Origin of the sequence: Sulfobacillus thermotolerans, assembly GCF_039623705.1 — a bacterium.
GTDB classification, from domain to species: Bacteria; Bacillota; Sulfobacillia; order Sulfobacillales; family Sulfobacillaceae; genus Sulfobacillus; species Sulfobacillus thermotolerans.
This window is the reverse complement of record NZ_CP133983.1, coordinates 2,668,405-2,691,591: the sequence shown is the minus strand read 5'-3', so window position 1 is coordinate 2,691,591 and position 23,187 is coordinate 2,668,405. Positions and strand designations below refer to the sequence as shown.

At 49.9% G+C, this 23,187-nt stretch carries 19 protein-coding genes; 5 read left to right on the top strand and 14 right to left on the bottom strand.

Annotated features, from left to right (window positions below):
• Nucleotides 1–510: 510 nt before the first annotated feature.
• A complete protein-coding gene (locus tag ORD20_RS14015; protein ID WP_103375331.1) occupies nucleotides 511–1,056 on the bottom strand; it encodes a tetratricopeptide repeat protein in 546 nt (181 codons plus the stop codon).
• Nucleotides 1,057–1,766: 710 nt separating this feature from the next.
• On the opposite strand from ORD20_RS14015, the gene ORD20_RS14010 reads away from it, so the two are divergent.
• Nucleotides 1,767–2,513 carry an SDR family oxidoreductase gene (locus ORD20_RS14010; RefSeq protein ID WP_103375329.1) on the top strand — a complete coding sequence of 249 codons (747 nt, stop codon included), beginning with the start codon at nucleotides 1,767–1,769 and terminating at the stop codon, nucleotides 2,511–2,513.
• 115 nt (nucleotides 2,514–2,628) lie between these two features.
• On the opposite strand, the gene ORD20_RS14005 is transcribed toward ORD20_RS14010, so the two are convergent.
• The 6 genes from ORD20_RS14005 to acs form a co-directional block, all read right to left on the bottom strand.
• Nucleotides 2,629–3,801 carry an anhydro-N-acetylmuramic acid kinase gene (locus ORD20_RS14005; protein ID WP_103375328.1) on the bottom strand — a complete coding sequence of 391 codons (1,173 nt, stop codon included), beginning with the start codon at nucleotides 3,799–3,801 and terminating at the stop codon, nucleotides 2,629–2,631.
• Between the two features lie 24 nt (nucleotides 3,802–3,825).
• Nucleotides 3,826–5,625: a DUF4012 domain-containing protein gene (locus ORD20_RS14000; protein WP_158246245.1), complete on the bottom strand. Its 1,800-nt coding sequence runs from the start codon at nucleotides 5,623–5,625 to the stop codon at nucleotides 3,826–3,828.
• A gap of 114 nt (nucleotides 5,626–5,739) precedes the next feature.
• Nucleotides 5,740–6,297: a short-chain dehydrogenase gene (locus tag ORD20_RS13995; protein ID WP_103375326.1), complete on the bottom strand. Its 558-nt coding sequence runs from the start codon at nucleotides 6,295–6,297 to the stop codon at nucleotides 5,740–5,742.
• A 77-nt stretch (nucleotides 6,298–6,374) separates the two neighbouring features.
• Nucleotides 6,375–8,120, bottom strand: coding sequence for a peptide ABC transporter substrate-binding protein (locus ORD20_RS13990; RefSeq protein ID WP_430626274.1), 1,746 nt, complete (start codon nucleotides 8,118–8,120; stop codon nucleotides 6,375–6,377).
• A 521-nt stretch (nucleotides 8,121–8,641) separates the two neighbouring features.
• The gene (locus ORD20_RS13985) at nucleotides 8,642–9,235 is read right to left on the bottom strand and encodes an acetate uptake transporter (RefSeq protein WP_103375324.1); all 594 of its coding nucleotides are present in this window, start codon (nucleotides 9,233–9,235) and stop codon (nucleotides 8,642–8,644) included.
• A 100-nt stretch (nucleotides 9,236–9,335) separates the two neighbouring features.
• The gene (acs, locus tag ORD20_RS13980; RefSeq protein ID WP_103375323.1) at nucleotides 9,336–11,363 is read right to left on the bottom strand and encodes an acetate--CoA ligase; all 2,028 of its coding nucleotides are present in this window, start codon (nucleotides 11,361–11,363) and stop codon (nucleotides 9,336–9,338) included.
• Between the two features lie 239 nt (nucleotides 11,364–11,602).
• On the opposite strand from acs, the gene ORD20_RS13975 reads away from it, so the two are divergent.
• The gene (locus ORD20_RS13975) at nucleotides 11,603–12,046 is read left to right on the top strand and encodes a dUTP diphosphatase (protein WP_207654650.1); all 444 of its coding nucleotides are present in this window, start codon (nucleotides 11,603–11,605) and stop codon (nucleotides 12,044–12,046) included.
• 66 nt (nucleotides 12,047–12,112) lie between these two features.
• Here ORD20_RS13975 and ORD20_RS13970 read toward each other — a convergent pair whose 3' ends face one another.
• Genes ORD20_RS13970 through ORD20_RS13960 form a run of 3 tightly spaced genes read right to left on the bottom strand, consistent with a single transcriptional unit; the run spans nucleotide 12,113 to nucleotide 13,910 of the window.
• Entirely contained in the window at nucleotides 12,113–12,316 is a 204-nt protein-coding gene (locus ORD20_RS13970) for a hypothetical protein (protein WP_369825239.1), read from the bottom strand.
• Complete coding sequence (locus ORD20_RS13965; protein WP_103375321.1) at nucleotides 12,303–13,277, bottom strand: cytochrome B6; 975 nt, start codon at nucleotides 13,275–13,277, stop codon at nucleotides 12,303–12,305. Before ORD20_RS13965 ends, ORD20_RS13970 begins: the two co-directional genes overlap by 14 nt.
• A gap of 3 nt (nucleotides 13,278–13,280) precedes the next feature.
• Nucleotides 13,281–13,910, bottom strand: a complete 630-nt coding sequence (locus ORD20_RS13960; protein WP_103375320.1) for a cytochrome b N-terminal domain-containing protein — start codon at nucleotides 13,908–13,910, stop codon at nucleotides 13,281–13,283.
• An 847-nt stretch (nucleotides 13,911–14,757) separates the two neighbouring features.
• On the opposite strand from ORD20_RS13960, the gene ORD20_RS13955 reads away from it, so the two are divergent.
• Complete coding sequence (locus ORD20_RS13955; RefSeq protein WP_103375319.1) at nucleotides 14,758–16,380, top strand: L,D-transpeptidase family protein; 1,623 nt, start codon at nucleotides 14,758–14,760, stop codon at nucleotides 16,378–16,380.
• A gap of 117 nt (nucleotides 16,381–16,497) precedes the next feature.
• Nucleotides 16,498–17,526, top strand: a complete 1,029-nt coding sequence (locus tag ORD20_RS13950) for a class I SAM-dependent methyltransferase (RefSeq protein WP_430626273.1) — start codon at nucleotides 16,498–16,500, stop codon at nucleotides 17,524–17,526.
• A gap of 42 nt (nucleotides 17,527–17,568) precedes the next feature.
• On the opposite strand, the gene ORD20_RS13945 is transcribed toward ORD20_RS13950, so the two are convergent.
• The 4 genes from ORD20_RS13945 to ORD20_RS13930 all read right to left on the bottom strand — a co-directional run bounded on the left by ORD20_RS13945 (nucleotide 17,569) and on the right by ORD20_RS13930 (nucleotide 21,740).
• Complete coding sequence (locus tag ORD20_RS13945; protein WP_103375315.1) at nucleotides 17,569–18,516, bottom strand: phosphoribulokinase; 948 nt, start codon at nucleotides 18,514–18,516, stop codon at nucleotides 17,569–17,571.
• 59 nt (nucleotides 18,517–18,575) lie between these two features.
• Nucleotides 18,576–19,430 (bottom strand): class II fructose-1,6-bisphosphate aldolase, encoded by an 855-nt coding sequence (gene fba / locus ORD20_RS13940; protein WP_103375314.1) that lies wholly within the window; start codon nucleotides 19,428–19,430, stop codon nucleotides 18,576–18,578.
• A gap of 707 nt (nucleotides 19,431–20,137) precedes the next feature.
• Nucleotides 20,138–20,887 carry an SDR family oxidoreductase gene (locus ORD20_RS13935; protein WP_103375312.1) on the bottom strand — a complete coding sequence of 250 codons (750 nt, stop codon included), beginning with the start codon at nucleotides 20,885–20,887 and terminating at the stop codon, nucleotides 20,138–20,140.
• A 223-nt stretch (nucleotides 20,888–21,110) separates the two neighbouring features.
• The gene (locus tag ORD20_RS13930) at nucleotides 21,111–21,740 is read right to left on the bottom strand and encodes a sigma-70 family RNA polymerase sigma factor (protein ID WP_158246243.1); all 630 of its coding nucleotides are present in this window, start codon (nucleotides 21,738–21,740) and stop codon (nucleotides 21,111–21,113) included.
• A gap of 175 nt (nucleotides 21,741–21,915) precedes the next feature.
• Here ORD20_RS13930 and ORD20_RS13925 point away from each other — a divergent pair, with 175 nt between their 5' ends.
• Nucleotides 21,916–23,112, top strand: a complete 1,197-nt coding sequence (locus ORD20_RS13925; RefSeq protein WP_103375310.1) for an NAD(P)/FAD-dependent oxidoreductase — start codon at nucleotides 21,916–21,918, stop codon at nucleotides 23,110–23,112.
• The last annotated feature ends 75 nt before the right edge of the window (nucleotides 23,113–23,187 follow it).

Genomic DNA, 23,187 nt, shown 5'->3' with positions numbered 1-23,187 from the left:
CCTCCATTTGGTAACACATCTTTCGAATTCCGCAGCATTTGTTATCCAAGCAATGTCACGTTGTTTCGTCATATCCTCCGATATCTACCATTTCCCTCTCAACGCCATGCCACGCCGATAGATATTTGTGAGTTCTTGATTCAACCTGTGTTTATTCTACATCAATGTATGTTAACTTTCAACCATAATAACCGTTATTTGTGTAAGCTTTTATACATAAACGGATTATTTCTCACAATAATTCAGAATGCATCTTAACACGTAAACTAATTCGAAGAGGCCCGTCATGCCGTGAGTACCTCTATGTATTGCGGATGGCGAGGTAGTTCCGTATTGCGATAATCTCGGCTCACCCCACAGCACTTTGCCTATAGCTCCTCTATTCCCGATACGACTCGGAAGTAGATGCAAAATACCAAATGATAATGACGCACTAGAGTCATTGACCTGTGATAACTCAATGGTGTGGGGTAACATTTGGCGTAAATACCGTTAACAATATAATGACCATTAAGACGTCGCAGGAGGTTCCCAAGCAAGACTGGCTTTATGCGCCCACACACTTTCCGGGTAATTCTCACGCAATAGACGCCAAAGACGTGCGACATCTCTTAGACGCCCGGCAAGATGACTGGCTACGCCTTGATAATAGAGACACTCAGGGATCCGTCCGCTGAAGGCAAAAGTTTGTCGTGTCTCGTCCAATACACTAATAGCTTCTTGATAACGGCCTGTTCGCAACAACTTTCCGGTGAGAGCCAACCGCAAAAAAGGAATAAATTCATAGGGCGGCAAGAAGCCTTCCTCGTGCCTCAACCATTGATGGCTATCCGATAACGCCACGACTGTTGGATACCAAATAATTTCTGACAAAGAAGGATCTGTACGGCGCACCACATGCCACTGAAACCGCGTGAATTCCTCTTGCACCCTAGAATCGCCTAACGTCCGATGTTCCATTAACTCACACCCTGAACAGTGAGTCTTTGATGCTATCAAGACTATGAGATGATCCTTTTCAACGCGCGGCAATAAACCTTGGGTATCAAACCACATAAAGACACCTCCTAGGTGTTTTTTTCAATCTTACCGCTTACTGTATCTTCTGTACGGTGTTCTCAAAGCGCTCCACTAACTGGGGATGGACTCTGGGACGATGAATCACCGGCTCGCTATCCTCTTCGGATGACACGTAGAGCTCACGAGGTGAGGTTCCTCATGAAAAACCCCTTGTCCCATCATTTCCGGCCACGACGTATAGTCCCTGCCGCATCTCGTAGCTAAACAATAGCCGGCATCTGGCCAAGGTCCACTCGCCGTTTCATCATCCCACCGGCCGCCGTCAGGCGATATCAAATCCAGTCTTTCAAAGCCACAGAATGACAACTTTCCTCACGCTTGAGCTGCACCAATCATTTCACAGAAGGGGGACATAGCATGAACGGGACAACCGGTACGTTCATACCCCAGCGTGGAAAAGCCTTTTGAGAAAACAGATACGCCACTAGAGTCTGCGCACGCTGATCCATCCATGTCCATGCACGCGTTTGCGGCTCCCCTTTATTAACTACGAAAAACGTGGACATGACCCGCTCAAAGCAACCCTGTAGGTTGCCTCCGGCAAAATTCCCGTCGCGATTTATTTTAAACACTCCGACTTCCCGTTCGCCCGTGCTCTGCATAGGCATCGTCCAGTCGTCAAGAAGTCTGGTCTATATTTGTTACAATAGAACGAGACTTGCAAGAGAGGAAGGGTACGTATACATATGGACAAGATATCTGGGAAAGTCGTTGTCATTACAGGCGCTAGCAGTGGCATTGGAGAAGCTACAGCGCGTCTTTTGGCGTCTCGAGGAGCAAAGGTCGTCTTAGCAGCCCGCCGGGTTGAACGCCTGAAAACGATTGTTGAAGAGATCCTGCAATCTGGCCAACACGCTGCGTACACCGCAATGGACGTCACGAACCGTGAATCAGTAGAACAGGGAAAAAACGCTGCGTTAACGCAGTTTGGACGGATCGATGTCTGGATTAACAACGCGGGTCTGATGCCGTTGTCCTATTTAGACAAGCTACATGTCGAGGAATGGGAGCGTATGGTCGATGTAAACATTAAAGGAGTGCTGTTTGGCATGGCCGCTGCGTTGCCGGTGATGATGGAGCAGCAATCAGGTCATATCATTAACATCTCATCCGTTGCGGGTCATAAAGTGGGGATGGGCGGTGCGGTTTACAGCGGAACCAAATTTGCCGTGCGTGCTATTACCGAAGGTTTACGGCAAGAAGTGTCAGGTCGCTACCACATTCGAGCTACCATCATCTCGCCGGGCCTTGTGGAAACGGAGCTGCTCACCACAATTACCGACCAAGATGCCCTTACAGCCCTAAGCGCTCGGGTGCCTGGGCAGCCCCTACGGAGCCAATCCATCGCTGAGGCCATTGCCTACGCTATAGAGCAGCCCGAATCTGTATCCGTCAACGAAATCATTATTCGGCCCACGGAACAGGTGAACTAACCACATCGCGCGTGCTAGTGCCATAAGGTGACAACGCAGAACTTTGTGGTCTCACAACGCCAAACGTGTGAGACCACAGTGTTTTGTGGGGGGCCTTCTACTATTTTACAGCACGTCACAGACCGTCATAACGCCCATCGACCTCTGCTTCAATACCCGGAGTATAGCTTCCCATAATCGCAGTGTGCGAGGCTCCGGTGACGTGCGGAAGGTGAATAGGCACCCCATTTAACGACAACCACCCATAATATGCAAACGCCATGGCCTCTTTAGCATCTTCGGGGACGCCATAAGCCCCCGTTGGTTCCCAAGGACGTAACAAGGGCAGAGCCCGGGAAATCTTCTCCATCAGCGCGGCATTATGCGTTCCTCCCCCTCCGGCAATCAATGCCACGGGAGCGGCCGTCACTTGCGTTAGTGATCGGCTAATGGCCTGTGCAATGAGCTCTCCAGCGGTGGCAAGTAGGTCCGAAAGGGACAGCCCGAGCGTTATCCCATCTTGCCACAGGCGTTGAACGTATTCCATGCCAAACTCTTCACGCCCGGTTGACTTGGGAATGGGCTTGAAAAAAAACGGATGCTGCTGCCACCGTTCTAACAATCCCTTGTGAACCGTTCCTTGCGCCATCTGGCGGCCCCCCTCATCCATTAGGCTCTGCCCTTGGGTCGCTATCATCACGAGGCCATCCAAGATCATATTGGCGGGCCCCGCATCCCACGCCGTCACTGCATCACAAGAATTGCCGGCCGTCAGAACTGTCAAATTGGCAATACCTCCGAGATTCAGCAGCACCCGCGTCTCGCCAGAGCTATGAAACATCACATAATCGTAGAGCGGCACCAAAGGAGCCCCTTGTCCTCCTAAGAGAAGGTCCCGTTGACGAAAATCGCTGATTACGCCAATGCCTGTCCGCTGCGCTAAGACATGGGGATTGCCAATTTGCCAACTGATGTGCTGATCGGGATAATGCGCAACCGTGTGCCCGTGGCTTCCAATCACACGAATGTCCCGCGCATTCACATGGGCCTCGGCCAAAAGTTGGTTGACAGCGTCGGCCAACCATTCTCCTAAAGCCATATCTGCCCGCTTTACGTGGAGCGCCGAGCAATCGGGCTGGGTCGCATCCAATAACAGTTGCCGTTCGCTTCCCAAATAGGGCCGAAATAGGCTGGAGATTAATGTCGTAGGGCGAGGATTTTGTAAATCCACAGCAATCAACGCCGCATCAATTCCATCGGTTGATGTACCTGACATCAACCCAATAGCTAAACCGGATTTTTTCTTCACGCGCCCTCCCCATCTCCCTTTACCTTAAAAGGTGAGCCATTGATTGTTGGCTAACATGAAATGGCGCGTCACTCCGTTGACGGTGACACGCACCGGTTCATCAAGCATCCCTGGCTGCTTTTGCACCAACATACGCTTCACATTGACGCCCTTTGGCAACGTGAATGTGACCACAACGGTGCCCTTCGACGGCGGCTGTGACTGAAGAAATCGGCCAGGCAAATCTACATGTCCCCCAAAAACTGTTTTGTTGAGACTTTTCTCATTGGTCACTTGCGCATAGCTATCGATGCCGGTCATCGACACAAACTGAGAGCCATATGGAGCATAGACCCTTACCCAGGAATGATATGGAACCGTCAGCCACCAGTTCACAATGGCCGGATCTATCCAATGAATCGTAACGGTTTCCACGTACTGGCCATGACGCCGCTTAATGTCCGCAACGTAGGACTCGCGCACATAGTAGTTATCCTTATGTCCTAACAAGTTTTCATCCACGACTTGTAAATAATTTCCATCGACCTTTTGGGGAATAATACCTGCCCAGTGATACCGTGCCGCCAAGGCTTCGGCATCTTTGTTATCGAAATATAAAAGAACCTGTTTGTCGTTTAATGCTTGGTAGAACGTTTCACCGACTTTCAGAAGTTCGGAGACGTGACCATGAAACACCTTATGCATCAGTTCTTTCATCATGGTGCCAATAAAGAGTTTTCGTAGATTGGCCGGCAGCCCCATACCTTCCGCCATGTATTCCATTTCGTAGTTGGCATTGCTTGCCGTCAAGTGGATGGTCTTGCCCGCTACGGTGGGCACATTCAGCCCTCCGACATCACGAATAAGATCATCAACAAACCATGTGTCGATAAAAATCATGCCACCATTAATAGCAGGCGCACCAGGAATCGAACGATAAAACCGTTCAATGTTGTCAACCGTGCGCGGGACATCCGGGGATGTATTGGCATCACGCAGATGCCAATACGTGACAGGCAAATATGCTCCAATAACCGTGGGAGCCGGGGGATGATAGGTGACTTGCGAATCTAGTTCTTGAATGTTTTGTGAGGTAATTTTCCCTAATTTCCCATCATGGAACGGTACGTATGCGTAGGCGGTCATAAAACCACCCGTAGCCCGAAGCTCCCCGCTGTTTTGAAATACTAAAAAGTACCGTACCGCGTGTGGGAACCCTATTAACTTGGCAAATACGGGATGGGGGCCGGTCATCATTGGCAAAATGCTGACAAACGTCTGACTTATGGCTTGAATAGCAGGAATATCGAGCCCCTTACGAATCAATGCGGGAGGGATATCCTGAGCACTGAGGCGTTGTAGTGCCGCATTAGCGCGCATGAATGTCGGCGTTTCTTTCTGCATATTTAAACCCGCTTGGGTCACCGCTTGATTCAACAATGGTGCGCGTTGACCTGGCGAGAGGTGTTTTTGGTTTAATACCGTAAGAATTGGATCCAAACCTTGCCGCATTCCATACAGATAATCATGACCCGCTCCCAACAAGGTCATACCGTTCAACCAATACCCTCGTGCTATGGGAATAGCATCAACCCACGCTGTTAAGTAGAGTGCATCATGCATCAATCCAATCGTTGCCGATAGCTTGCTGGTTTCCAACCCCAACGCAACATATTGCTTAGCATGAAGCTCTCGTTTAAGCACTTTAGCGTCAGACTTCAAACTAAAATATCCCCAAACCATCACAAGCCCGGGAATAACAATGCCCAGGCTCACCAGAATCCCTATGACCCGGACCCACCTAATGCGCCATCCGCGCCGAGGAGTTTCTGATGTATTAGCCATCCCCGATGCCGCCTCCTCTCGCGTAAGCCTGACCATTCATTTTAACCCGACAGCCCCGTCGGGCAGAGCGCATGACAAGGAGCAAGGACGGATAGCCCTTGCTCACGAAAACCGTCAACATAATTCTAAAGGGATAGGAAGGGTCGTTAACCCTACCATTGTCACGGGAGATTGGGGATTGTCAACGGTTTTTAAGACGCCCTCAACGATTTCCGCATGCGTCAACCACCGGTATCCCTCAGGTATTTGAACGTATCCCAATTGCACCCGTTGATATTGACAGGTCTTAGGAAGAATGTCTTTTGGACTCTCAAGACGGCTTTGAATACCTCGCACATCAATGAGGCGCCAAGCATCATGGCGATAGGCCAAAACTTCCTCACCGACAATGCGCAACACCTCATCCCGTGGTTCGTGTACCCATGCTACCACAAGATCCAGTGGCCCTTGCATCAGTTGCACATGCGCCACCCACTTATGCAACTTATTCCCGTCGTGATAATCCAAGGCCAAGGGCGTAATAGTGGGTGGTTTCGGTGCCATGGCCGTGCCCAAAGCCGACAAACGGGTTGCATCGCGAGCGATCACTGTCACCCAATAACCCCGGTCGATCAAGGCCGGGATTAACCCGGCCAACATACCTGTCCCCCCTAAAACCAACGCTTGCTTCACGCCTGCTGTCTCCCTCCATTTCCGGCGCCGCCGGTTCTGGATTCTTATCAACAGCATAGCAGAAGATCGTGAGGTTTTCATTGAGATGTGGATATCCACCAATAGTTCGGAGACAATACGTCACCCACCGGGTCAAATGTTTTCACCGTGCCATGGATGGAGAGGGAATGTTCGTTAAAATTCGGGATCCATGGTACAAAAACGGCAGGCAATTGCTTTGCGGCATACATTTCATATGCATACAAAGCTTTGAGCACCTGTTTGGTACTGCCTGGTTGATAAGACGCCGCAATCAACTGATTCATGGTTTGACTGTTGTAGGAGCCAGAGTTTTCGGCTCCGTTGGTGGCAAATAGCCCTCCACCGGTTGGATACGGATCCGTTCCGTACGTCCATCCCCCGTTCCAATCGACCATCGCCCACTGCGATGCATTACTCGGGCTGTCACTGATTACGGTATCAAAGGGCTGTGACACCAATGTCACATGAATTCCTTCCAGCGCCCAGTCGCTCTTGAGCAACTGCACCATATCCGTTGCCGTCTGGCTGCCTGATGCATAGTCCAGCGTAAAACTCAAAGGAATCCCGTTTTTTGTCATCACGCCATGCACCAAATGCCAGCCGTGCTTAAGAAGTAAGTCTTTCCCGGCTTGTGGATTAAAGGGATAGGGATTTTTAGCCAAAGCCGGGTCAAAGAACGCCGTGGAGGGTTGCGGCGCTACCGTCGTGTCATCCACGACGCCATATCCTTCATAGAGATGCTGAATAATCCCATTTTGGTCCACACCCATTTGCAAAGCCTGCCGTACCACCAACGAGTTAAAGGCTTTGCCAATGCCGTCCGGTGCCTTCAAGCTAAAGTTATCTACAAGGTAATTAAAGCCAAAAGAATAGGCCACGGAAAAAACATCGTGGGTCAGCTCACTGCGAACTTTCAGCAAAGACGGAGGAAGATAGCCTACATTAACCGTCCCTGTTTTGAGAGCATCAAACTCACTGGCAGAGGATGTTTCATATTGAAACGTCACCTTATCTAATAATGAACGGTGCCCATCATACCCCGGATTAGGAACAAAAGACCAGTAGTTGTTCGGCGAATAGCTGTTAAATTTGTAAGGCCCATCCACCACACGATATACGGAAGATAGCGGAGAATTCGCAACGCTGTTGATAAACTTCAGTTCTTGGGTCATATTATCAGGATATTTGTTCCACACCTGTTCAGGCACAGGAATAAGTTGATTAATCCCGTTGCGCAAGAACCATTGCTGGTTCTTGGGCGCATTTAACGTAATCACGACCTGATACGGTCCTTGCGCTACGACGCTCTTCCATAGCGTGGGAAAGCCCCCAAAGCCCTCTCCAGCAAATGCCCACGGCAGGCTAGAGGCCCCTGAACTGGCTGCCTTCATGATGTTATACGTAAAAACCACGTCTTGTGCTGTCACCGGTTGTCCATTAGACCAATGCCATTTTTTGTTCAATGTAACAACATAGCGGGTTCCTGCAGCATTCCACGTGACCGATGATGCAAGCGACCGCGCATAATTTACGGTATCATGACGCGAAATGTGCAATAACGGCTTATACATCATTTCATCGACCTGAAAATTCACCACCGAATCCGCCGTTAATGACATCACTGGAAAAAACCAATTGGGCGAAGTCTGCACTGGCAATGCAATAACAGCGGTTCCTCCATGCATTGGTTGAGCATGGGCGGTCGTCGCTCCCGTGGAATTCGCTCCACACCCACTAAGGCCTAAACTTAAACTCAGCAACGTGCTTGTCCCTAACAGATTCCATCGTGTACGCGTCATCATACCCTCCACTTTCTATAGACACTGTTGCATAATTATACGCTATAAGCGAAATGCGTCAATGGGCAAGCACACCAGTTCGTGTGTTCGTGTATCGCTTAAAACAGGATGTGTCGGTCCAGCGTGCCAAAAATGACCAAATCCAAAGAGATTTAGGTCGTAAAAAGCGCGGGATACGCCCCTTATGACACCGGATGCCTTTGGAAGCCGTTAATGCATGGTTATACATCTCAAAAGACAAGCTTGAAGCATATGCTGGCGGTGGCTGAAGCTTCGCGCTGATGGTTTTCCCCGCCACCACGACGGTCTTTTCCGTAGCGTACGGCATCTTGGGTGGACTGTTGTCTTGCGGCCCGAAAGTCACTGCTATCAGATACGAAGCCAAACCCACTGGCTCCAAGGCCGTCTCCCGCCCTCAATGCTCAAATAGAGCTCTCTGTTCATGATGGTTACCGAGCACACGCCACGAAAAAAAACGGTCTGCTGTAAAGCAGACCGCCCTATTTAAAGAATGAAAGATAATATCAGCCCGCGTTACGACGGGGTTTCGTTGGGTTTGGTGAGGCATTATATGCGTGTAAGGGAAGAACATCACGGCCAAATGCAGGATTAATGACATCCGCTGCCGATGCATAAAACGCTAAGATCGCGGTTATCATGCCTAAGTAGCCACCGATCTCGGTAATACCGACCGTAGTCCACGCTCCAATGGCTAAGACGATAAAAGTAATCCATAAGAAGAGAAAAACCAATTGCAAAGCCCGATTGGCTCGAAACGTGGCAATCCACATGTAAAAGGTAAAGACACCCCACATAAAAAGGTACCATCCGACAAACGCCGCAGGCACTTGAGCGCCAAAATAATGAGCAAACAAGGCAAAAGACCACCAGAACGCTCCGTATGAGAAAAACGCCACAGTGCCAAACGTATTGCCGCGCGGGTATTCCAAAATCCCCGCCACCAACTGCGCGGTGCCCCCAAATGCCATTGCCAGCGCGATAATCATTCCCATCGCATGGGCGTTAAACCACCCCGCATTGATCATGCTTAACATCCACGTAGTAAATGCGAATCCTGCCAGCCCCAGCGGGCCAGGATTGGCCAATTTCCCAGTCATGTCATCCAACCTCCAATCATGTGTAGGAGCTTTGTGTCTGTCAAGATGACGTGCGGTGCAGACCAATGGCCTGCACCTTTTCGGGTCATAGACCCGTCAATTAAGGACGGACCATCTGGTGAATCGTATCCACAACCTCTGGATTCGCCAGAGTCGTCACATCCCCAATCTCTTTATTGTTCGAGATGGACGCAAGAATTCTGCGCATGATCTTTCCTGAACGGGTCTTCGGCAAATCTGGAACAATCCACACCTTGCGCGGACGGGCAATTGGCCCAATTTCCGTAACAATCGCAGCGACAATGCGCGCGCTCAGCTCGTCTGACGGAACCACCCCAGGTTGTAAAGACACATACAATTCCGGAACGGTGCCTTTCATGTCGTCGTGTGCCGCAATGACTGCAGCCTCCGCGACATCATCCAGCTTAAGGACCGCCGACTCAATTTCTTTCGTGCCCAGGCGGTGTCCTGCTACGTTAATCACATCATCGATGCGTCCCAGGATGCGAAAATACCCATCAGAGGCCAACATTGCGCCATCTCCGGCCATATACGGCCAGTCGTGCCAATCTTTACTCTCGGGATTCTTACAATACTTCCCGTAATAGGTCGAGACAAAGCGGTTAGGGTCCTTCCAAATGGTCTGCAAAGCCCCAGGCCATGGGTTTCGAATACAAATATTCCCCCCTCGTCCAGAGCCCGCAGCAATTTCATGTCCTTCATCGTCGTAAATGACAGGATGAATTCCGGGAATACCCGGGCCCGCACTTCCGGGTTTCATTTTATCGAGAGCCGGTACCGTGCTACATAAAAATCCTCCCGTTTCGGTCTGCCACCATGTATCGACAATCACGGCTTCATCGCGTCCGATGACATGGTAATACCAACGCCACACATCGGGTTCAATGGGCTCTCCCACGGTCACCATGAGCTTAAAGTGGTACTGGTAGTTTTGGGGAGCGATATTCTGCGCCATCCGTAGACTTCGAATCGCGGTAGGAGATGTATGAAAAATGTTCACTCCTAATTCCTCCGCAATCGCAAAGGGACGATTGGCATCAGGGTAAGATGGCACCCCTTCATATATGACGGAAGACGCGCCTAGTGATAAGGGACCATAGACAATATACGAATGACCCGTAATCCAGCCAATGTCAGCCATGCACCAATAGACATCTTCGGGCTGAATGTCCAAAATGTTCTTACTCGTGGCCGTCGCATAGGAGAGGTAGCCCCCTGTCGAATGTTGCACACCCTTGGGCTTACCCGTCGACCCACTCGTGTACATTAAAAACAAGGGGTCTTCAGCCCGCATCGAAACAGGCTCTACACGACGTCCGCGGTATTGCTGGATAACATCATTAACTAAGATATCTCGACCGGCAACAAGCGGGGCGTTACTCGTGTAAGTTCCGGAATGCCGCTCGAAGACTAATACATGCTTAACAATATGCCCCGCTTCTTTAGCCTTGTCGACAGCAATGTCCGCTTTGTCTTTGTGACTTAGCCACTTGCCACCCCGATAATACCCATCCATCGTGATTAAAACATCGCTCTCGGAATCCACAATGCGGTCAGCACATGCCTGCCCGCTAAAGCCGCCAAACACGACCGAATGAATGGCTCCCAACCGAGCGCAAGCCAACATCGCCACAGGAAGTTCAACAACCATTGGCAAATGGATGGTCACGCGGTCTCCTTGCTTGACACCTAAATCACGCAACAACGCCGCAAACTCATTGACCCGCACAAATAGATCCTGATACGTTACCACTTGTTTAGGCTCTTCCGGGCGCTCCGGGATAAAGTAAAAGGCCGTCTTATTGCGATTTTTAGCCAAATGTCTGTCAATACAATTGACAGACGCATTCAGTTTACCGCCCACAAACCACTTCCAAAAGGGCGGGTTGCTCCCATCAAAGACCTGATCCCACGGACGGTCCCACTGCAAAAGATGGCCATATTCCGCGAAATAATCAGGAAAATTGTCTAATTCAAACTTCCTTAAAGCATCGGCGTCGCGAAAGTTTGCTTGCTGAATAAAGCTTTCTGGCGGAGAATAATACTCTTCCTCATGCCAGTGTACAGCGATTTCTGTCTCGGAAATTCTTGTGTTGTCATCCGCCATAGAACAGTCTCCTCTCAAAGCGGAACCTTTACTTTCTAAGAATATTCAGTAATAATCCCAATATTCTTCCTTCCTTTGTCAGTATACTAGTTATTCCACATTTCATCGCTATTTTTTTGCATTATTTTCTATGACTTTCATCACAGGCCGCAATTGACTATCATACGGAGTGATGGGGCTTAATTTTCGGTGTTAGTTCATACCCAGCACATTCCATCATTTGTAAAAGGAGCTTAACCGTGATCCGTTATTTTGCCTTTGTATCCGACTACCAAGACCAAGGGCTTTCCCTCCCTGTCCGTCATACCCAAGATTCGGCTGGCTATGACCTGGCATCTGCCGCGCGAATCGAGTTAACGCCCGGCCAAACAGCTCTAGTGCCCACGGGGCTTAAGGCATACATGCCTCCCGGCGAAGTGCTTCTTATCGTCATTCGAAGTTCATGGGCTATCAAAAAACATTGCGTTCTCACCAATCAAGTGGGCGTCATTGACCGAGATTATGTGGACAACCCCGACAACGAGGGCCATATTTTCATTCCTCTCACCAACAACGGTCAAGAGCCGGTCATAATTGAACGCGGTGACCGCATTGCTCAAGGCATATTTGTAAGGTTTGGTGTAACAGATGATGACGCGGCCCAAGCAACCCGCACAGGAGGCTTCGGCAGCACTACTTACTAACGTTCAAACAAGAGAAGCCCCTGACAGAATAGTCAGGGGCTTCTTGGGAATTCTATGTCCAATCCTTTATGAAGGATGGTGTCCAGTCCGCAGCGGGGTAAGAACCCCAAGCGCTAGGACGGTACCAACAGCCACCTCGCCAAGGCCTAATAACACGTGCTCGCCGCGGAAGGGTAAAATCCCCGTACTAATGGTGCCGAATCCAGCGATTCCTAACACGCTCCCGCCAGCCATGCGAAGGAAACTCACGCTCTTTTTAAGAGACTCCACGCGTCTCATCTCCTTTGCTGGGAGACGTGTGTGTTTGACGATAGTAGAAGTCTTTCCAAACCAGCTTATAGACCCCAAGGTAACGAGGAACCTTGTTCCAGCCTGGAATCCAAGGGGTCAAAGCCAATGCCAACCAGAACAGGAAGCCAATGCTTAATGCAATTGCATCGTTAGCAGGCGAATTGGCGACGAACGGCCACTGGTAAATCCATGTCGGAATGGTCATCCACCAAGCGGCTGGATATCCGGGCACCGCGGAGTGTTCAATACCCCACTGCGTGCCTTTGAGGTTCAATGGGGCCGCCGCGCTGTGAAGGGGTTGCCCCTCAAGAAACAACTCGTAATTTTGATTATCAAAACGTGTGACGACGTTGGGATTCCGGATTAAGGCCCCAGACATTAGACCACTCTCACCCAGCTTCAAGGTGTCATTCATCAACGCTTGCACTGGTCCGTAATTGCCCGGCGGAACCACAACCACACCATTCTTAACGGTGCCTTTAGCCAAGGCATTTTCATAATTGTTGGCCCAAAGAATCTGCTGTGCCCGTGACGCGCTTTCAAACTGATTCAAAGCAGGCGTGATAGAGGGATTGACGGTGGCCGCCATGCGCAGCGGCTTTAGAATAAAGTCGTTTTCCGCATTAAGCGGGTGAAGAATTCCTACCCACTTCTGAAAAACAAACTCCAAGTTCCCGGTTCCATTGTTGTAAGGCGGTCCATAACTGGCCATACGACCTTGCCCATTAAGGTCGCGCGTGGTCATCGCTTCAAACGCCACAGGATTTTGAATCGCATCCTTCTGAATGGTCAGAGGTGGTTTCTCCGGCACCCCAAACAAGCCCGCCAATACCAAGACAAGGACTGAGACAATGGCTAGAGTCCCCATTAAATGCTTCATAAAGTCTTCTGGGACGTAGCGGTAATTCGTCACCATATCATCTTGCGCTCGTGTCGCCATGACTTATTGCCCCTCCTTTGAGACCGCTGAAACAGACGCCTCGTGTTTGATGGGATACGGCGGTACAACACCCTTGATCCGCACTCTCACGATGTGTCCAAAGATAATAACGCTCAAGGTTAATGGCAAAACCACCACATGCATACCAAACATTTGCCCAGCATTGGGCAAATTGACCCACGCTAACCCTAAAGCGTTCAAACCATCTTTAGCTTGCACGGCATTCCACTGAGAATAAAAGTCTCCGTTAATCAAAAATCCCGTAAATGCGGTAGGAATAGCGATAAGAAGAGCTAACGCCCCGAGCAACCATGTTTCCTTGCGTCCACCCCGCCACGCTCCGGTAAAGAACACTCGCCACAAATGCAACATCATAAAGAAGAAAAATGCTTGCACGGACCAAAAATGCACCGCTGCTGCAAAGCGGTCGGCCCCGTTATAAGACCAGCTGGCCGGACCATTGGCTGCCAGCACCACCCCCGAAATAATGAGTGCCACAAAACTGGAGGCCGTGAGAGACCCTAACATATACATAAAACCCTGCGCGTACTCGGGCATCGTTTCTGGCAGCCATGTATCGACTGACATCACTTCCGCCAGCGCTTTACGAGACGCCGTTGTCCAGTTCGCCATAATTCATTCCCTCCCTGTGTCGCTACTACGTGCGCACCGTTTGTTGCTGCTTAGTGGTGCTTACTGGGCCATAAGAGCCCGACGACAAACGTCACGAGAAACAGTATTTCCACAATATAGTTGCCTGTCTGAGTGGTCATGTTCTCACCTTCCTTTATCTCCAGCGTAGGGTACCCCGCTCTATTGTTTTGAATTCACAAGAACGGGTATTTCTGGCCGTTCTTCTAAAAACCCCTTGCTGTGCATCTTTAGTGTAGCGGGTTATGGCCTCGTGCAAGAGAGGCAGGGGGTCCCATTTCCAGGGACTACCGGATCACAGTCTTCGGGGCCATTTGGCCCTAGTCTTTGGACCTTTCGTACTACCGAGTCTAGCATTTTCCCTCGGTGTTTTTTCACCTCCCCGCTCTGCACCGTGCGAACGTTCCGGGTTTTTTTCCGTCTGGCGGTGGCTCTTCACCTGATCTGTAGGTCCCTAGGATGGTTAAGGACCTTGCAGGCTCGCAGGTTTACAGACTCCCACTAGAGGTCCATCCCAAAAGAACTACGAAGCACCGTGGCAATCGGCCGGGAAGTCCTGCGGCAATGCACTACAACGTTTGCACTTTTCACAGGAAGAGTCACTAAAGAATAGGAACCTTTATGTGAAAAGAAACCCAATAGCTCTCCGCCCCATCTCGCTTTTGCTTCTAGACCGCCACTTGTCGAACCTTATCGTCTTTTGTGTATTCCAGTCGGCCAAAATGCGGTAAATTTGCTAGCAGGATTGTAACCATTGAAGGATGCCTTGCGTTACTCTAAGTAGAAGATTGTATGGATGGGATTGTATATGAATGGTAGGTGATTTCCTTTGTTGGAAACGCGTAGTGGTAAACATAGACCGCACCGCTGGGGAACATATCTCTGGCCGTTGCCATTTCTTGCGGCCGGACTCGCAGCCTATGCCATCTGGCCCCGAGTCTCCTTTGGCGCGAGTTCTCGCGCTTTAGCTCGCATTACCGTTACAGGACATGTCCTAATGGCCGACGCTGTCAACGCGCACGGGCAGGCCATTCCTCTGGTTATTAAAAATGGCCAATTGTGGCCCTCACGCTCCTTGCACGCCGGCTCGGTCTATGACGTGCGAATTGCGGTGCAAGGTCCTAGTTGGTGGCCATTTGGTCCCGTAACCGTTACTCATACGGTCACGACTCCAACAGATCCCATTCTCGCATCCAATCACTTAATTGTATCCCCGGGCAAACCCTTGTCGTTATCTCTTTCGGCCCCGGCATCGTCCATCCGCATTATGGCAAGCGGCCGGATAAGCGAGGTCACCGCACCGGTTCCACAACAGGTCTATTCCATTAATAGTTTGGGCACTGTGCCAGGACAACAAGGCACCCTGACTGTAGAAACCCAAGCCCGCGCTTGGGAAAGTGTTTCCATGCCCAAAACTCTTAGCTGGCGTACGCCGGGGTGGCTCAAAGTCACAACATCCCCGTCGGTGTATCATCCGATTGGCTTGTACACTCCGTTACTCCTCTCATTTTCTCAGCCCATTGCGAATCCACGCATCACGCCACGGCTTAGTCCGTCCATTCCGGGCCATTGGATTTGGAAAAACAACCAAACGGAAGAATTCATTCCGAATTCATCAACTTGGGGATACGGTCCTAATGCCGTCATTAATGTGACGTTGCCCGGCGGCAAGAACGGCTATATTGCCACGGACGGCGCCTATTTCCCAAAGACGTTATCCGTCAACTGGGCTACCGCCCCTGGCTCGACTTTGCGTCTTCAAGAACTTCTAGCCAAACTCGGATATCTTCCTTTGAAGTGGATTCCTTCTACCCCCGTGGCTCCAACCCTACCCGCGCAAATTGCCGCGATGGAAACGGCGCCTTCGGGTCAATTTCAATGGGAGTATGCCCAAACTCCAGCCGCGCTCCAAAGCCTATGGGTTCCTGGCCAATATAACGTCATGGTTAAAGGAGCTGTGATGAATTTTGAACGCGTAGAAGGCATGCCCACAGATGGTGTAGCAGGACCTGCCGTATGGAAGGCTCTAATCAATGCCGATCTTGCGGACCAAACGAATCCTGATGGATACACCTATGCCTACGTGTCCGAAAATCTTCCCGAAACTCTCACACTATGGCACAATGGACAAATTATTCTCAAGACCCTCGCTAACACCGGAATTCCACAGTCGCCCACGTACCTTGGAACCTACCCCGTCTATCTGCGGTATCGTTCCCAAACCATGCAGGGCGTTAACCCGTTTGGCGTTAAATATTATGACCCCGGGGTGCCTTACATCAATTATTTTAAAGGCGGCGACGCTGTTCACGGATTTCCCCGTGCCTCCTATGGATTTCCTCAAAGTCTAGGTTGCGTGGAACTGCCTATTCCGGTCGCCGCACGTGTGTGGCCTTATATGCACTACGGTACCCTCGTTACGGTTGCTCCCCCCACGAAATCTGCATCCTAATCGCTAATTCCCATAACTATTCCGTTCATTCACGACCAGATGGACCATCCTTTTTACCCCATCTGGTCGTGGTTTGGTTACACAATTTTTGTGTAAATAGGAATGAGAGAAGTGGGAATGGAGCAGGTGATGAAGATGCCAGGCATTGCCAAGGAACAAGCTTATCATAGCATCCATAAGACAGGCAAAACTGAGCCGCCGCCTGTTTTCCCATGGCAGCAATGGGCTCAAATCGCCTCGACCATTTCAGTGCATACCGAATTGGTCGGTGTTGACAATTCCTTCGAACTGCTACACCAAGCCGAAGCCTTAACGCGCAACCGCACAGAACGTCGCATTCAATGGCTTATGGGTAATTGGGATCATATTTTCTATCCTGATCAAAGTTTTGATCGTATCATCACCGATTTTGTCTTAACAACAACCACGCAATGGCCCGTGGTGCTATCTGAACTATCCCGCTTGACGCGCCCAGGCGGCCGTATTATTTTGCTCACCCACGGCCCTCGGGACACCTTCTTAGCACGTATCGCCCATCGTATTTGGTATTGGTCCGAAACCTACCGGCGATTTACGGGATTGCCCACGCGACCATGCTGTGTGTCCCATCCAACAATCGCCGAGATTGTCCAAGTTTTATCGCCGCAATTTGCCCTCCTCTTGACCCGGCCCGACCTAATTATGGCAGATATTGGGTGTGGACCGGGTTTTTATGCAATCCCTGCGGCCAAGCGATTGCCTCAAGGCCGTGTATTTGCGATCGACAGACAGCAAGATATGTTGGAATGGACTGCTAAGCGCGCGACAGAAGCCAAGCTAACAAATTTGTCCCCGATTCAAGCCATGGCCCACGATATTCCTATAGCCGACGCTTCAGTCGATGTGGTCCTTATGGCCAACGTGCTTCACGATCTCCCTGATTATCCTGCGATTCTCAATGAAGTCCTTCGCATTCTTAAACCCGGAGGTACCTACTTTTTAGTGGAATGGGACAAAGTGGATACCGCATTTGGGCCGCCTATTGATATTCGTTTTGCACCGAATGAACTTGAGCACTTGCTGCTGTCCCACCACTTCCGCGAGGTCCAGTTTATCCCGGCTCCCAGCCCATGGTACCAAATGTCCGCAAAGAAACCCGAAGAGTAACTCTTCGGGTTTCTTTGTAGTACCGTTCCTATGGTCTTCGCCTTACATTTGGCGCAGACTTTGTTCATCGTGCCGAAAATTACGGTCCAACAACAAAATCATACTAGCCACTAAAATCCGCGAAACACCAATCGGATCATAATCCAATGTCTTCCCCAATCGGGTTATGTGTTCATGAAACAACTGACTGTCAGACACCATTTCCACTAAAGACTGCAACGCGGTTTGCTGAGTCGTTCCCCAAAGTGCCGCTACTTCCATTTCTTCGCCTTCCACAATGTCATGTACATGTTCGGCATGCACCAACCCCAGGCGAGCTCCTAAGGCCAACCATTTAACCAAAATGCGCTTGTTACGCCGTAGTCTCTCAGCAAATACCACACGCACCGGCTCTGGGTATTCGGGACTGGGTTCTTGCGAATCGTCAGGCATGTAGTGAATCACCAGATCTGCAAACGCTTTCTGCGGTTCAATGTAGCGCATGACGTCAGGACGTCGCCGTTCAATTTCCGCCAAAACTTCCTGGGGAGTATAACCACGGGCCCCAGAATCACGGCGCACTTTCCAACGAACACGCAACTCATTGTCTGTGTCAAAATACATGCGCAGGTCCAAGGCTTCGCGGAGACGCTCCAGGTAGAGGGTATGCAAACCTTCCAAAATGATAATATCCTTCGGAACTATTTCTTCCATGGGGCCAAATCGTCCGGTCGCGTGATCATATGTCGGTTTGACAATGGGACGACCATGCCTCAAGGCCCAAACATGATCCACTAGAAGGCCAAGGTTATTCGCCTTCCATGGGTTCAACGCCGTAATGCCGATGGCATTACGCTCATCACGGTCCAATGAATGATAGTCATCTAGTGTCAAAACCGTTACGCGGTCTGGCCCTAGCAATTCTTGTAGAGCCGTGGCATAAGTTGACTTGCCTGCACCGCTGTCTCCCGCGATGCCAATCATTGTAATGCGGTGACGTTTTGGTACCATTTTAGTCCCTCCTATCTGTCCAGACAACCCGTCTATGCTCTCCTCCTAATTCGTCGCTATCAGACGCGATTGACAGAGCCGGTCAGTCGCAATTTACTCTTCACCATTTCCTTGATAGCATCCCGGCCTGGGCCCAAATATTTTCTGGGATCATAAAGGGTTTCGTTGCTTGCCAAAATTTGACGCACCTTTTTGGTGAAAACTTCTTGGTTGTCGGTATTAATGTTCATTTTTGCAATGCCAAGACTAATAGCCTTTTTCACATCCTCGTCAGGAATTCCTGAACCACCGTGGAGCACCAACGGAATTTGTGTCGCTTCCCGAATGGCCGCCAGTCGCTCGAAATCAAGTTGCGGCGTGCCGTGATAATGACCATGCGCGGATCCAATAGCGGCAGCTAATGCGTCGACATGGGTTTCCTCCACAAAACGCATAGCATCGTCGGGCCGGCATAATGTGGCGAGTCGTTCGTCCACAGTTAAGTCGTCATCCGTTCCGGTAATCCGTCCGAGCTCGGCCTCCACTTCAATTCCAAGGGGATGGCACAAATCGACCACTTTCTTGGTTAATGCAATATTGTCCTCCAAAGGCAGATGCGACGCATCAATCATTACAGAAGAAAATCCATAGCGAATCGCCTTGAGCACCCATTCCAAATTAGGTCCATGATCCAAATGCAACATAACAGGCACTGTCGCGCGCTCAGCCGCCGTACGGCAGATGGCCACCGCGTAGTCGATCCCCATGTATTTAAGGGCGCCTTCACTAGCTCCTAAAATAACGGGGGCTTTCTCCTCCTCCGCCGCTTCAATAATTGCCTGGACAAATTCCAGATTGTTGATATTGATTTGCGCTACGGCATATCCCTTATTTAGTCCGTCGTGCAGCCAGCTATTAAATGATCCAAATCCCACGCGTGACCCTCCTTTTTTGTCCCTGCTATGGCCATTTTTGCGAACCCACGGAATGGAATTTCGCAATCGGCTTCATGATTTCAGGTATTACAAATTTTCAGCAATTTCACCCTATAAAAGAGATGAGGGCCGATACCGATAAATGGTGTGGCTCATCGAGAGTTATTATAACTGTTTTGTGAACCACATCACAAGTTTTTTAGACGAATAATCAGATAATAAATGTGAAATGCTTTAACATTGCGGTGAGTAGCACAGAAATGATTAGTCCTCCGTTGGACCCCGAACTCAGACCACGGTTTTGACCTCAAAATTTTCTTCGCACCGTTGCCCCCGACCCAAAACCGCGCGCCTTGGGGGATTCCCGCCATGCATCATGATACGCCCGCGCTGGCTCTTATCTCCTGAACTCATCAAAAACCATAACCGCATTTGAACACCCCAGAGCACGCTCTGGACAGCGGAGCCATCTAGGAAACGCAACAACGCAAAGAACCCTAGCCCAGGCATCTGAAATCCGTATGCTGAACTCTTTTTATTCGAACCTGTCTTGTTGATGATGTCATAGGGATGGTAATTTAGCGACAATAGCTAAAGCGGTGACATCGTTCGGATCGAATCCTGCGTCGTTTGCAGATAGTAATATAATATACACAAAGAAATAACCTGGTGACATTTCAAGACACGGTTAAATAGCCCACGCCTACTTACAAGGCACGAGTTTGCCCTCCATCCACAAATAACGTGCTTCCCGTAATATATTGACTCGCAGGTGATAACAAAAAAGCTGCCGCCTGTGCAAATTCTCGCGGTTGGCCATATCTCCCCAGAGGAATTCGAGATGCGGCATTCTGGTAAATCGCACCAATATCCATTCCCGTCATACTGGCTCGATAGGCATCCAACTCCCGAACGCGTTCGGTATCAATACGCCCAGGGGCAATGACATTGACCCGTATTTGACGCTCTGCCATCTCTAAAGACAGGGACTTCGCCAATGCCGCGACAGCTGGACGCAACACATTAGATAGAATAAGCCCATCAATTGGAACTTTCAGAGACGAAGAGGTGTTGAATAAAATACTAGACCCGGGCGTGAATTTTTGTGATAGAACGCGAATCAAAAACACTGGGGACCTGACTAAGCTAAGAAACGCTGCTTGCCAATCTTCGTCGCTTACGTCGAAAAATTGCCCCGGCTTGGGCCCGCCGGTATTTAAAAAAATCCCATCGACAGTGCCCCAAGGAAGATGTTCCGCAAACTCTTCTAGACTCGTCATATCTTGCATGTCGAGGAAACGCCACTCCACGGCGGGATTCCCTATGTTCTCCGATTGATGGCGGGAAGCGATAATGACATTTGCGCCTTCAGTGGCCAAGACTTCAGCGACAGCCCTGCCCAGTCCACGAGAACCTCCTACCACCACGATGTTTTTGTTGGTCAGTTGCAAATCCATGACACCATACTCCCTACCTTTCTCCACATCGCCTGGTTAGATACCTAGGCGGTCGCTCAGCCCATCGTCGGCCTCAGCCAAACCATGGGGAATAGATGCAGGCCGAGTGGTCGTTGCAACCTGAATTAATATCTGGCAGCTATCCTCATTATTGGGTTCTTTTTGTCCGTTGCCGCGATTTCTGTGCCATTGGCTTTGCTTTTGGGAATGCACAATTAATTTTTTACGACAACATGCGAAGGTCCAATTCGTTACTCGCCTTAGCCCTTACCCGTTGCAGTGCGTTATCGATCGATTTGGCACTACGCCCAAGTTGAGCGGCAATTTGATGATAGGTGAACCCAGAAAGATAGAGAGCTAGCACATCGCGTTCCAGCGCGGTCAGCCTTCGATTTAAAAGTGCCGTCCATTTTTCGGTGGATTCCTGTTCCATCACCCAATTTTCAGGATTTATCGCCCCATGATCGACAAGGCGCCCAATAAAAGGCTGACCATCTTGTTCGTCTGAACTCGATTGATAGAGAGAAAACGCTGTATTCAAGGGTTGCTGTTTTTTACGTGTTGCACGAATCACCGCACTTACAATCCGTCGGCTAACGCATAAATCAGCGAAGGCTTGAAATGGAACCCCTTGTTCCGGACGAAAATGCCGAATGGCATAAAATAATCCCAATAACCCTTCCTGCTGCAGGTCCTCATGTTCCAAACCGACCACATAGTATGTCCGCGCTTTCGCCGTAACCAATGACTGATAGCGCAGGATAAGTTGGTCCAGCGCATAGGAATCCCCTTCCCGTTCTAAAGCCAGTAACGTATCGTCCGTCACCTCACGATTTACTGACGGGATTACCATGTCTAGCCATACCTCCCTTTTATTCATATCACTATAAAAAACCCATTGATGTTGATTCATTATACGGTAAGCATCTGCTAACGATCTATACTCTTTAGAAGGGAGACTTTATGTAAGACCTTACTATCGTTTGGCCAATGAAGTGCCCCGATGAAGAAATAGAAAGGTAGGCCTTATGGTGAAACACTATGACTACATAATTGTCGGAGGCGGCATGGCTTCAGCAGCGGCTGCGGCGGGCATTCGACGACGTGATAAGAGAGGCACAGTCGGAATTTTTTCTGCAGAACGCTATCCTATGTATAGCCGCCCACCTCTATCCAAAAGGCTTTGGACAGACGAACGGATTGAGAATATTTGGATGCGGCCTGACGCGCAAGCACTACACGCTGATGAACATCTCGCCACCGTTATTGAGACCGTGGATCGCGACAAACAAACCATTCACGATCAATACGGGCATACGTATCATTATGGCAAATTGCTTTTGGCTGTAGGCGGAACACCTAAGACCTTACCATTCCCCGATGTCCCTATTCTCTATTTTCATACGCTAGACGACTACTTTCAGCTTTATCGCCTCACACGCTCTGCTAATCGCTTTTTAGTCATTGGGGGCGGCTTTATCGGCACCGAAATCGCAGCCGCTTTATCTCTCCTCGACAAAACGGTCACGATGATATTCCCTGAATCGCACTTGGTCGACCGACTATTTCCCGAAGACCTTAAAAACTATATCGACACGCAATACCGCCAACATCATATTTCGCTTTGGAGTCAAAGCCATATTGCAAGCCTTACCCGAAATGCGCAGGGAATCCTGGTCACAGATACTAGCGGGCGTTCGTGCCTTGTGGATGCGGTTGTCGCAGGAGTCGGGTTTAGTCCCAACACCGCGTTGGCTGAAAAGGCAGGTCTCACTGTTCAGGACGGTATTGTTGTGAATGAATTTCTCCAAACATCGGACCCTAACATTTACGCTGCAGGGGACGTTTGCGAATTTCCTTATCCTTATCCCCACCAAAAGCGCCGCGTCGAACACGAGGATAACGCTCTATCTCAGGGTAAGGCCGCGGGGTTGAATATGGCTGGAGCTGAAAAACCCTATACGCACCTCCCCTTTTTCTACTCAGATATGTTCCATATGGGATATGAAGCCATTGGCCGTCTCGACTCAACGTTAGAAATCTTTGCCGACTGGGTTACGTTTGGCGAAGAAGGTGTTTTGTATTACCTGCACGACCACCGTGTCGTTGGCATACTCAATTGGAACGTCTGGAATCAAATACCCCAAGCGCGTGAGATCATCACATCCCAAGCGCTCTATGCAACACCCTCCCAATTACGGGGCATTCTTCGCAACACACCTTGATGTCGTGTCACCCATGTTGCTCGACGGATTAGCAAAAAACTCCTCAGTAATCTCGAGGAGTTTTTTGCTAACTTT

Excerpts from the sequence above, each read along its gene's own strand:
- ORD20_RS13985 (WP_103375324.1), bottom strand. The coding sequence starts at position 9,235 with ATGACTGGGAAATTGGCCAATCCTGGCCCGCTGGGGCTGGCAGGATTC.
- ORD20_RS13960 (WP_103375320.1), bottom strand. The coding sequence starts at position 13,910 with ATGGCGAACTGGACAACGGCGTCTCGTAAAGCGCTGGCGGAAGTGATG.
- ORD20_RS13965 (WP_103375321.1), bottom strand. The coding sequence starts at position 13,277 with ATGGCGACACGAGCGCAAGATGATATGGTGACGAATTACCGCTACGTC.
- ORD20_RS14000 (WP_158246245.1), bottom strand. The coding sequence starts at position 5,625 with ATGGCTAATACATCAGAAACTCCTCGGCGCGGATGGCGCATTAGGTGG.
- ORD20_RS13930 (WP_158246243.1), bottom strand. The coding sequence starts at position 21,740 with ATGGTAATCCCGTCAGTAAATCGTGAGGTGACGGACGATACGTTACTG.
- ORD20_RS13950 (WP_430626273.1), top strand. The coding sequence starts at position 16,498 with ATGGAGCAGGTGATGAAGATGCCAGGCATTGCCAAGGAACAAGCTTAT.
- ORD20_RS13935 (WP_103375312.1), bottom strand. The coding sequence starts at position 20,887 with ATGGATTTGCAACTGACCAACAAAAACATCGTGGTGGTAGGAGGTTCT.
- ORD20_RS14015 (WP_103375331.1), bottom strand. The coding sequence starts at position 1,056 with ATGTGGTTTGATACCCAAGGTTTATTGCCGCGCGTTGAAAAGGATCAT.
- ORD20_RS13945 (WP_103375315.1), bottom strand. The coding sequence starts at position 18,516 with ATGGTACCAAAACGTCACCGCATTACAATGATTGGCATCGCGGGAGAC.
- ORD20_RS14010 (WP_103375329.1), top strand. The coding sequence starts at position 1,767 with ATGGACAAGATATCTGGGAAAGTCGTTGTCATTACAGGCGCTAGCAGT.
- ORD20_RS13990 (WP_430626274.1), bottom strand. The coding sequence starts at position 8,120 with ATGATGACGCGTACACGATGGAATCTGTTAGGGACAAGCACGTTGCTG.
- acs (WP_103375323.1), bottom strand. The coding sequence starts at position 11,363 with ATGGCGGATGACAACACAAGAATTTCCGAGACAGAAATCGCTGTACAC.
- ORD20_RS13925 (WP_103375310.1), top strand. The coding sequence starts at position 21,916 with ATGGTGAAACACTATGACTACATAATTGTCGGAGGCGGCATGGCTTCA.